The organism is Microcystis sp. M113S1, from assembly GCF_020246945.1.
Classification (GTDB): Bacteria; Cyanobacteriota; Cyanobacteriia; order Cyanobacteriales; family Microcystaceae; genus Microcystis.
Genome location: NZ_JADBSA010000410.1, coordinates 1 through 10,529 on the forward strand (window position 1 = coordinate 1; position 10,529 = coordinate 10,529).

Genomic DNA, 10,529 nt, shown 5'->3' on the forward strand with positions numbered 1-10,529 from the left:
TCAGGTGGTCAACTACCTAATTTTCAGGGAAAAAGTCCCGGAATTTTCCCCCTGATCACTCCCATGCCTGGTACTTTTTGATTGACAAAAAGTCTAAAAGTCTTACCCAACAAGGTTTTTAGATTTATTCAGCAGACCCTAGTTAAGAACTGGAAAAAGGTAAATGCTGACGCAGCACATCCCAGGGTGAACAATTCCAATAATCGATATGAGAAATAATCAGATTATTGTCATCGAGAGTTAATTGGCTGCGTCCAGAAATAGCGATGCGGGGCCGCCAAGGTAAAGGAGTTGTCCAGTGCAATGTCCAACGGGTATTAATAATATTTCCCTGCTGTTCAATTGCGTGGACATCCATCTTGATAGCTTGGAACCATTGACTCATAAAACCAATCATTTCCCGATAGCGTTTAATCCCCCGAAATTGATTGAGAGGGTCTTGAAAATAAACGTTATCAGCATAAATATCATAGGTTTGATCGAGGGGAAATCTTTGATAATCTTGCTGCAAAATAGCGATAATATCCATAAAGTACCAAATTATTCCCGATAGCTATTGCCTTTTTTCACTGTTGAGGGGTCACTGTTAACTATTAACATATCACTCCCGTCAAACTAAAGGGACGGACTTCGGTAATTTTAACCTTAACAAATGTGCCTCGCAATTCCTCAATATTTCCCGTAAAGAAAGTTAAGCGATTGCCTCTAGTTCTTCCCATAACTTGACTAGCATCTTTAGGGTTAACGTCTTCCACTAAAATTTCCTCAATTCTGCCTAAATATCTTTGGGAACGTTCAGAGGCTTTTGTGGCCACTAAATGATTTAATCTTTGTAAGCGATCGCTTTTTACCTGCTCACTTAATTGATTATCCCAAATAGCAGCCGGAGTGCCGGGACGGGGAGAATAGGCAGCCGTATTTAATTGATCAAAACCAATCTCATCGACTAATTTTAAAGTATTCTCGAACTGTGCCTCTGTTTCTCCGGGGAATCCGACAATCGCATCGGCACTAATGGCAGCATCCGGCATTAAATCGCGAATATTAGCAATAATCTGTCGGTATTTTTCCTGAGTATAGCCCCGTTTCATGACCTTGAGGATATCATTATCCCCCGATTGAAAAGGGATATGAAAATGCTCACAAACTTTAGGTAATTCCTGACAAGCTTTAATCAAACGTTCGGTAAAATAGCGGGGGTGACTGGTGGCAAAACGGAGACGTTCAATGCCGGCCACATCGTGAATGTAGTAGAGTAAATCGGTGAAATTGTGCAAATGTCGGCCGCTTGCCGTCACTCCGGGTAAATCCCGTCCGTAGGCATCGATATTTTGACCTAAAAGGGTGATTTCTTGATAACCCTGTTGTCCTAATTGGTCCATTTCTGCTCGAATTGCCGCAGGAGTGCGAGATTGTTCCACCCCGCGCACCCCCGGAACCACACAATAGGTACAGCGTTCATTGCAACCATAGATAACGTTCACCCAAGCGGTAATATTACTATCCCGGCGCGGTTTGGTGATATCTTCCATGATGTGGATGGGTTCGGTGGCTACCACCTGGGAACCGTCAAAAACTTGTTGTAATAAGTCTCCCAAGCGGTTTGCGTGTTGGGGACCGATAATTAAATCCACTTCGGGAACCCGTCTTAATAATTGTTCCCCTTCCTGTTGAGCCACGCAGCCAGCGACAATTAAAGTAAGATCGGGTTGAGTTTGTTTGCGTTTAGCCTGTCTACCGAGATAGGAATACACCTTCTGTTCGGCATTATCGCGAATTGTACAGGTATTGTAGAGGATTAAATCGGCTTCGTTGGCATCCTCAGACCATTGAAACCCCAAATCTTCTAAAATACCCGCCATGCGTTCGGAGTCAGCTTTATTCATCTGACAACCAAAGGTGGTGATATGGTAACGACGTGGGGACTTATTCATGATGCTGGCTACAGAAACAAGAGTGCAGGTTTCTATTTTAGGCTATTTATCCTCTGACTTGAAAGAGGCTCCGAGGCTGCGCGGCTGCGAGGCAGCTTTGTTCTCCCCACACCCTACACCCCACACCCCACACCCCACACCCCACTTCCCAGAAAAAGCATACTCAGCCATACAAGCAAAGAAAAACGAAACTTTTGCTTTGAGGATATCTCCTGACTGGTAGGATAAAAATAAACCATACTAGGCAGTTTAGCCTCGATGCCGCCGAGGCCACACCTTTAATCATCAAAGGAAAAGTATTTATATGTCTAAAAATCAAGTGTTCGACTTTTTCGCCTTAGCCGCTAAAAACGAAGAATTGGGTCAAAAAATGCGCTCAACCCAAGATCCTCAGCAATTACTAGAGATAGCTCGCTCGCAAGGCTTCGATTTCTCCCTTCCTGAATTAGAAGCGGCACTCAAATCCTTGCACGAGAGTCCCGACTTTTTCCAAAAGTTAGCTCATGCAGTGTTAGAAGTTTTCAGTCCTAACCACGATAATTATCCCTCGATCGGTGTCCAACCCTACGAAGGCGAGATCGATCGCTAGAATCAGTGATCAGTGATCAGTTAGTTACCAGTGATCAGATGTGAGTTTTCAGTTCACTGATTACTGTTCACTGTTTACTGATCACTGAAAAAGGATCCCCTTCTCCCCCACCCCAGCCGTATATAGTATAAAAAAATTATAAAAAAGCCGAAATCAGGGAAAATAAGGCTTTTATCTGCCAATAAATCTGGCAGATAAAAGCAAGCCGCCAAGGGAGAAGTTAAAGCGAAAATCCGCTCTTAGCAAGGGTTTTCGCTGTAAATCTCCTGAGAATTGCTGAGGCTGATGAGCGAAATCAAGGAATGATTAACTTTCGTTAACCTGAAGATGAGAAATAATCATAATGTTTTATATTGTCAAAGGTGTCATAGTTTCCTATGCTTTTTTTAGGTTGATAATTTTGCCTGACTCGTCAAATTTTTACCAACCAGCCCTAGAAAATAAAAATAGTGGATGAAAACGGTCACGATCGAGATAAAATTCAGGATGGTCTTACCCACCTTGCCACGATCCCGACTGCCACCAGAGCTAGAGCAGGAAAAGTAACAAGGAAAGAATTTGACTGAAACAAAGTTGATAACGCTAACGAAATTAATAGTTTAGTTTGGCTTGACAAGCGAGGAACAAAAAAATGCCAATTGCAGTAGGAATGATTGAAACCCTAGGATTTCCCGCCGTTGTGGAAGCGGCCGATGCCATGGTCAAGGCCGCCAGGGTGACTCTAGTGGGTTACGAAAAGATCGGTAGTGGTCGCGTCACTGTCATTGTCCGGGGAGACGTTTCAGAAGTGCAAGCTTCTGTGGCTGCCGGAGTGGAAAACGCCAACCGGGTTAACGGAGGACAAGTGCTATCTACCCATATCATCGCTCGTCCCCACGAAAACCTCGAATACGTGCTGCCCATTCGCTACACCGAAGAAGTAGAGCAATTCCGCAGCTATTAAACACCGTTAATCGGGGTCAGCATCTATAGATTCGAAGAAAGCCAACCATTAGGAGACAAAAATATTATGTCAATTGCAGTGGGCATGGTGGAAACCTTGGGTTTCCCGGCCGTCGTCGAGGCGGCTGATGCCATGGTGAAAGCCGCCCGCGTAACCCTAGTAGGTTACGAAAAAATTGGTAGTGGTCGCGTCACCGTCATCGTCCGGGGGGACGTTTCGGAAGTACAGGCCTCCGTATCGGCGGGGACAGAAGCGGCATCTAATCGTGTTAAAGGTGGTCAAGTCCTCTCGACCCACATCATCGCCCGTCCCCACGAAAACCTCGAATACGTTCTTCCCATCCGTTATACAGAAGCCGTGGAACAGTTTCGTGAAAGTGTTAACCCGCAACCTTTAAGACGAATCTAGAGCGCAACTAACTTTTAGTGTAAACAAATTCCATGCAAATTGCCAAAGTTTGCGGCACCGTCGTTAGCTCCCTGAAACCGCGCAGTATGACGGGAGTGAAACTTCTGCTTTTGCAATTCATCGACGCGCAAGGGCAACTTTTGCCTAAATACGAAGTAGCGGGTGATATTGTCGGAGCAGGGATTAATGAATGGGTGCTAGTGTCCCGGGGAGGAGCCGCCCGTATCGAAGACGGACAGAACAATCGCCCCCTTGACGCGATGGTGGTGGGGATTATTGACACTATAACCGTAGAAAATCGCACCCTCTACAGCAAGAGGGACGAATTTCGTCAATCTGGTTAAACATCGATAGGACCCAAACACAGTTAATTAACAACCAGCCAGCCAAATTCAGTATGGAGGAAGACTAACTATGGTCGTCCGCACAACGGCGGCTAGTCCGAAAAAGCGGACCAAATCCCCAGAGGAAACGCACATAGACGAGAGTGCCAAAGTGCACACCTTCTCTAACCTCAGTGGCGCTATCGAGATCGGGGCGCGAGTGGTGATTGCTCCGGGGACTTCCATCCGCGCCGATGAAGGAACCCCCTTTCACATTGGCGACGACAGCAAAATTCAGGACGGAGCAATCATCCACGGTTTAGAAAAAAGCCGTGTGGTGGGAGATGACGGCCGAGAATATTCGGTGTGGATCGGCCGGGGCAGCTGTATCACCCACATGGCACTCATTCACGGGCCTGCCTATGTGGGCGATCGCTGTTTTATCGGTTTTCGCTCCACCGTCTTTAACGCCCGCATCGGGGCTGATTGCATCGTCATGATGCACGCCCTCGTTCAAGACGTGGAAATCCCCGCCGGGAAATTCGTGCCATCCGGTTCCGTGATCACCAGCCAACAACAGGCTGATCGCTTACCCGATGTCACAGAGATCGATCGAGCCTTCACCCGTCACATTGTCGATATCGACCTCGCCCCCAGCGTCCCGGTCAAAGCCCAAGGACCAGCGACTCCGCCACCGGCAGCCGCTATAAACATCGCTAATGAGACGCTATATAGAAATTCGGTGACACCTATGAGTTTAAATACAAACATTCGAGCGCAGGTTCGCTCCCTCCTCTCCCAAGGCTACAAGATCGGCATCGAATACGCTGACAAACGCCGCTTTAAAACCAGTTCTTGGTTAAGTGCCGGCTTTATCGACGGCAGCCGCGAAGAACAGGTATCCCAATCCCTAGAAGCCTCCCTGAGAGACCTGCAAGGCGAATACGTCCGCCTGATCGGAGTCGATCCCGCCGCTAAACGGCGCATACTGGAAATGATTATCCAACGCCCCGAAGACACCCCGGGAGAACCGGCCCGCACCACCACCGCCGTCCACGGCGGTCATGGCAACGGTAACGGCAATTCAGACCTGTCCGTGCAAGTGCGTTCCCTGCTCGCCCAAGGGCTGAAAATCGCCACCGAACACGCGGATAAACGCCGTTTTAAAACCAGTTCTTGGTTAACTGGACCGGCGATCGAAACCAAGAGCGAAGCGGGCATCATTCGCGATATTGAAGCGATCGTGACTGAAAATAGCGATGAGTACGTCCGCCTGATCGGGATCGACCCGCAAGCGAAAAAACGCGTCGTCGAAATGATTATTCACCGCCCCGGCAGCGCCCCCGCTAGTAACGGCAGCGGCAAAGCCAGCAGCTACAGCACCCCCGCCAGTAACGGAGCCAGTTATAGCAGCAGTGGTAGCTTAAGTGGCGAAACGATCGCTCAAATTCGTTCCCTGCTCGCCCAAGGCTACAAAATCGGCACCGAACACGCGGATAAACGCCGGTTTAAAACCAGTTCTTGGCAGAGTTGCGCCCCGATCGAAAGTAATCGCGAATCCGATGTAATTACTGCTTTGGAAGATTGTTTACGGGAACATAGCGGCGAATATGTCCGCTTACTCGGTATCGATGCTAAAGCCAAAAAACGGGTTTTAGAAACGGTGATCCAGCGCCCCGATGGTTCGGTGGCTAGTAATGGCAGCAGTAAAACCGCCACCGTTACTGAACCGAGTTTCAAAAGCTATGCTGCCGGTTCCTCCGGCGGCGGTACTGCCACTTTAACCAGTACCTTAACGGCGGAAACGATCGCTCAAATACGTTCTTTATTGAACCAAGGTCACAAAATTGGCAGTGAACACGCGGATAAACGTCGTTTTAAAACCGGTTCTTGGCAAAGCTGCACCCCGATCGATAGCAGTCGCGAATCCGATGTGGTGGCCGCTTTAGAAACCTGTCTGCGCGACCATCAAGGGGAATACGTCCGTCTGATCGGGATTGACTCCCAAGCGAAACGCCGTGTTCTCGAATCGATTATTCAACGCCCTTAATTTCAGGACTCGGCGATCGGTGAAGGGAGATAGGTGTTAGGTGTTGGCGGATCGGGAAAAATCCCCGAAGCTCTAACCCCTACCCCCTAACCCCTGATCACTGATCACTGATCACTGAATAACTGTCAATTATGTCCTTACCCCCCGTTCAACCTATTAGCCGCTCGGAATTCTATGTCAATGGTGATGTAACCATTGATGAGAGTGCGATCGTGGCTCCGGGGGTGATTCTCCGAGCAGCCCCCAATAGCCAAATAATTATCGGTGCGGGTGCTTGCCTGGGTATGGGAACGATTTTAACCGCCTATCAGGGTGTTATTGCTATCGGTGCGGGAGCAATTTTAGGTACAGGAGTTCTAATAGTCGGTCAGGGTGAAATCGGTGAGAATGCCTGTATTGGGTCAACCACAACGATTTTTAATGCTTCTGTGGCAGCGATGTCGCTCGTGCCGTCCGGTTCCCTGATCGGAGATACTTCCCGTCAAATTACCATCGAGGTGTCAGCGACCCCATCGGAACCGGAAAGACCCCCTTTACCGGAACCGCAACCCGTAGTCAGTCAAGTGTCCCCAGTGCCGTCAGTGGAGGAAGCGGTGGCCGAAACCGTGGCCAGTCCTTGGGATAGCGAGGAAATGGTCGCCGAGGCCAGTCCTCCAGAAACCAGAGAACAAGCATCTACTACTAACCGACCGAATCAAGCATCTGTGGTCGGAAAGGTCTATATCAATCAGTTATTGGTCACGCTATTTCCAGAACGTCATCGTTTTAATGGCAACAATAACCATAATTCTTGAAGGGGAAAATAATCGTTCACAAGCCAAAAATCTCAACAATAATTACTGAGTAATTAGACCTAATTTATCTAGAGTTCACTGCTGTCTAACTGTCCTCTAGGTACTGAGTATAATTGCTTATAAATCCTGTTAATATTTAGCGATTGCCGACATTTTTTGAGGTTGTAATTATTGATAATCTTCCTCAATTAAAGAGTAGTTTTAATCGCTCAAAGCCTGATGAGCAGAAGTTTCTGCGTGTCAATCAGGTAAATTTTTGTTGATTTTTTTGTGTTTTTGTAGAGATTATCAAAGTTAGATGACGACAGATTAAAGAAACTAATCCCCCCGAGAAAAAAAAACAATCAAAATTTTAGAGATAGGGAAAAAAAATGATCAGAATAGGATAAAGTTCGTGTTAAGATGATCAGTTGAAAAAAACATTAGTGAAAATTGCTCCCTAACTTCGCTCCTGGCAGCAGGGGAAAGGAGCTTAAGAAAAATCTATGTCGGTTGACGGCGAGATTTTACAGGTGCGACTAATCATGCAGTTTATGGAGGAATAATCCCAATGGTGCAAGCCAAATCCAAAGGTTTCCAGGCCGGCGTAAAAGACTACCGCCTGACCTACTACACCCCCGACTACACCCCCAAAGATACCGATCTACTAGCTTGCTTCCGGGTGACACCCCAACCCGGAGTTCCTCCTGAAGAAGCAGGTGCGGCAGTAGCGGCGGAATCTTCCACAGGTACCTGGACCACCGTTTGGACCGATAACTTAACCGACCTCGATCGCTATAAAGGTCGTTGTTATGATATCGAACCCGTACCCAACGAAGATAACCAGTTCTTCTGTTTCGTTGCCTATCCTTTAGATCTATTTGAAGAAGGTTCCGTCACCAACATCCTCACCTCGATCGTTGGTAACGTTTTCGGTTTCAAAGCTCTACGCGGTCTCCGTTTAGAAGATATCCGTTTCCCCGTCGCTTTAATCAAAACCTTCCAAGGTCCTCCCCACGGTATCACCGTTGAACGGGACAAATTAAACAAATACGGTCGCCCCCTACTCGGTTGCACCATCAAACCCAAACTCGGCCTTTCCGCTAAAAACTACGGTCGTGCCGTTTATGAATGTCTCCGCGGTGGTTTAGACTTCACCAAAGACGACGAAAATATTAACTCTCAACCCTTCATGCGTTGGCGCGATCGTTTCCTTTTCGTACAAGAGGCGATCGTTAAATCCCAAGCAGAAACCAACGAAGTTAAAGGACATTACTTAAACGTAACCGCTCCTACCTGCGAGCAGATGATGCAACGGGCTGAATTCGCAGCCGAAATCAAAACCCCGATCATCATGCACGACTACCTCACCGGTGGTTTCACCGCTAACACCACCCTGGCGAAATTCTGCCGCGACAAAGGGTTACTGCTCCACATTCACCGGGCAATGCACGCGGTTATCGACCGTCAGAAAAATCATGGTATCCACTTCCGCGTTTTAGCTAAGTGCTTACGTCTCTCTGGTGGTGATCACCTCCACTCTGGAACCGTTGTCGGTAAACTCGAAGGTGAACGCGGGATCACGATGGGTTTTGTTGACCTGATGCGTGAAGACTATGTAGAAGAAGATCGCGCTCGTGGTATTTTCTTCACCCAAGACTACGCTTCCTTACCCGGGGTAATGCCCGTTGCTTCTGGTGGTATCCACGTTTGGCATATGCCCGCGCTGGTGGAAATCTTCGGTGACGATTCCTGCTTACAGTTCGGTGGTGGAACCCTCGGCCACCCCTGGGGTAACGCACCCGGTGCAACCGCTAACCGTGTGGCTCTGGAAGCTTGTATCCAAGCTCGTAACGAAGGTCGCTCCTTGGCCCGCGAAGGTAACGACGTTATCCGGGAAGCTTGCCGTTGGAGTCCTGAACTGGCTGCCGCTTGCGAACTCTGGAAAGAAATCAAATTCGAGTTCGAGGCTATGGATACCCTCTAATACAGCCCTTCAGAAGGTTGTTAGCAGTTATCGGTGGAAAATAATGCCGGGGACTTGCCCAAAATCGGCAAGCAGTCGCTAGAATTTCAACACTGATAACTGCCTAGCCAATAACTGAAAACTGTATAAAATGTATCTGAAAAAAGTTGTTCAAGATACCGCGAAAGTCTTACAAAGTTACCTAACTTACCAAGCGGTTCGCACGATTATCGATCAATTGTCAGAAACTAATCCGACTTTAGCTATTTGGCTGAGTCACTATACTTCTAGCCATTCCATTCAGGATGGCGAGGCCTATATTGCGGGGTTAATGACTGAGAATAAAGAGTTAGTTTTGCGGATCATGACGGTAAGAGAACATCTAGCCGAACAGGTTTTAGAGTTCTTGCCAGAGATGGTAAAAACGGGAATTATTAATGACAATACCGAACATCGTCGGCAACTTTTGGAACGTCTCACCCGTACTGCTATAAGTCAACCAGAGACATCGGAATTAAATCTCGATGTTGATGATCTACCCAACCCATAAGGAATCAAGAAACCCATGAAAACTTTACCTAAAGAGAAGCGTTACGAAACCCTCTCCTACTTACCCCCCCTCACCGATCAACAAATTGCTAAACAAATTCAATACATGATCGATCAGGGTTATATTCCTGCTGTGGAATTTGAAAAAGATCCCAAACCCGCGGATTATCATTGGACGATGTGGAAACTGCCTTTATTCTCTGTTTCTAGTCCCCAAGAAGTTCTTAATGAAGTTCGCGAGTGCCGCACTGAATATTCTGATTGCTACATCCGCGTTATCGCTTTTGACAACATCAAACAATGTCAAACCATGAGCTTTATTGTTCATAAACCCAATGCCGGCCGCTACTAATTTAGCTTTCATCTAATTATTAACTATTGAGGGGGGTTCTTAGACCTCCCTTTTTTTCTATCATTTGTTATTGAAAATCGTTGATTAACATCCAAAAACACTTGATTGGAAAATCATTAAGGTTATCACCTTGAAATTCTACAGATTGATTTCTAACCCAAGCATTTGCTACTGTGCGTAAGCGTGTGTCTTTACATTGATTAACTTTCTCGGCTTCTTGACTAGGATTTTTCCGAGGATCCGATAAGTCTAAGGCTGTTATATAAAGACATTTACTATAAACAACAAACATAAAATTAAATCCTATATGTCCATGAGATAACCATCTTGAGGTTTCAATGTCACATTGATTGGTCATATTCAAATAGACTTCAAATTTATTAAATAGCTTTTGAATCCGAAATCGATCTAGTTTTTGTTTTTCATTCAGTATCTTACGCCATTTTTCTAAATCAATTTTCAGAGATGTGGAGGTGATATCTATACACTGCCAATTTACTGATGGCTCTTCGTTACTCTTTATGCTAAATCAACAGACAAGATGCCAAGATAACATACTTCTAACCCAAAAATTCCGAAAGTTTCTAAAGCCATAGCCTCTTCGTTTTATTAGTTTAAGTTTATTGTTGATTCCCTCGACCA

13 protein-coding genes are annotated in these 10,529 nt (G+C 46.6%); 9 read left to right on the forward strand and 4 right to left on the reverse strand.

Features of this window, described 5'->3' with window-relative positions; all coding sequences use genetic code 11:
- Positions 1-142: 142 nt before the first annotated feature.
- Positions 143-529 carry a DUF2358 domain-containing protein gene (locus IM319_RS20860; protein WP_287078484.1) on the reverse strand — a complete coding sequence of 129 codons (387 nt, stop codon included), beginning with the start codon at positions 527-529 and terminating at the stop codon, positions 143-145.
- Between the two features lie 64 nt (positions 530-593).
- The gene (gene miaB / locus IM319_RS20865) at positions 594-1,934 is read right to left on the reverse strand and encodes a tRNA (N6-isopentenyl adenosine(37)-C2)-methylthiotransferase MiaB (protein ID WP_287736782.1); all 1,341 of its coding nucleotides are present in this window, start codon (positions 1,932-1,934) and stop codon (positions 594-596) included.
- A 304-nt stretch (positions 1,935-2,238) separates the two neighbouring features.
- Between miaB and IM319_RS20870 the strand changes: the two genes are divergently transcribed.
- The 9 genes from IM319_RS20870 (at position 2,239) to IM319_RS20910 (ending at position 9,887) form a co-directional block, all read left to right on the forward strand.
- Positions 2,239-2,523 carry a Nif11-like leader peptide family natural product precursor gene (locus IM319_RS20870; RefSeq protein WP_002759324.1) on the forward strand — a complete coding sequence of 95 codons (285 nt, stop codon included), beginning with the start codon at positions 2,239-2,241 and terminating at the stop codon, positions 2,521-2,523.
- Between the two features lie 631 nt (positions 2,524-3,154).
- Positions 3,155-3,466 (forward strand): carbon dioxide-concentrating mechanism protein CcmK, encoded by a 312-nt coding sequence (locus tag IM319_RS20875; protein WP_002734613.1) that lies wholly within the window; start codon positions 3,155-3,157, stop codon positions 3,464-3,466.
- Positions 3,467-3,532: 66 nt separating this feature from the next.
- Positions 3,533-3,874 (forward strand): carbon dioxide-concentrating mechanism protein CcmK, encoded by a 342-nt coding sequence (locus IM319_RS20880; RefSeq protein ID WP_002733426.1) that lies wholly within the window; start codon positions 3,533-3,535, stop codon positions 3,872-3,874.
- Positions 3,875-3,906: 32 nt separating this feature from the next.
- Positions 3,907-4,218: a EutN/CcmL family microcompartment protein gene (locus IM319_RS20885; protein ID WP_002759323.1), complete on the forward strand. Its 312-nt coding sequence runs from the start codon at positions 3,907-3,909 to the stop codon at positions 4,216-4,218.
- A 70-nt stretch (positions 4,219-4,288) separates the two neighbouring features.
- Entirely contained in the window at positions 4,289-6,247 is a 1,959-nt protein-coding gene (locus tag IM319_RS20890; RefSeq protein ID WP_287736784.1) for a ribulose bisphosphate carboxylase small subunit, read from the forward strand.
- 131 nt (positions 6,248-6,378) lie between these two features.
- Entirely contained in the window at positions 6,379-7,041 is a 663-nt protein-coding gene (locus IM319_RS20895; RefSeq protein WP_287736786.1) for a carbon dioxide concentrating mechanism protein, read from the forward strand.
- A gap of 550 nt (positions 7,042-7,591) precedes the next feature.
- Positions 7,592-9,007 carry a form I ribulose bisphosphate carboxylase large subunit gene (locus IM319_RS20900; RefSeq protein ID WP_002753365.1) on the forward strand — a complete coding sequence of 472 codons (1,416 nt, stop codon included), beginning with the start codon at positions 7,592-7,594 and terminating at the stop codon, positions 9,005-9,007.
- 130 nt (positions 9,008-9,137) lie between these two features.
- Positions 9,138-9,536: a RuBisCO chaperone RbcX gene (gene rcbX, locus IM319_RS20905; protein WP_286823696.1), complete on the forward strand. Its 399-nt coding sequence runs from the start codon at positions 9,138-9,140 to the stop codon at positions 9,534-9,536.
- 15 nt (positions 9,537-9,551) lie between these two features.
- Entirely contained in the window at positions 9,552-9,887 is a 336-nt protein-coding gene (locus IM319_RS20910) for a ribulose bisphosphate carboxylase small subunit (RefSeq protein WP_286823697.1), read from the forward strand.
- Positions 9,888-9,954: 67 nt separating this feature from the next.
- On the opposite strand, the gene IM319_RS20915 is transcribed toward IM319_RS20910, so the two are convergent.
- On the reverse strand, positions 9,955-10,179 hold the full coding sequence (locus IM319_RS20915; RefSeq protein WP_287736788.1) for a hypothetical protein: 225 nt from the start codon (positions 10,177-10,179) through the stop codon (positions 9,955-9,957).
- A 237-nt stretch (positions 10,180-10,416) separates the two neighbouring features.
- Positions 10,417-10,529: transposase (locus tag IM319_RS20925; RefSeq protein WP_071784045.1), on the reverse strand; the 113-nt coding region annotated here is incomplete at its 5' end.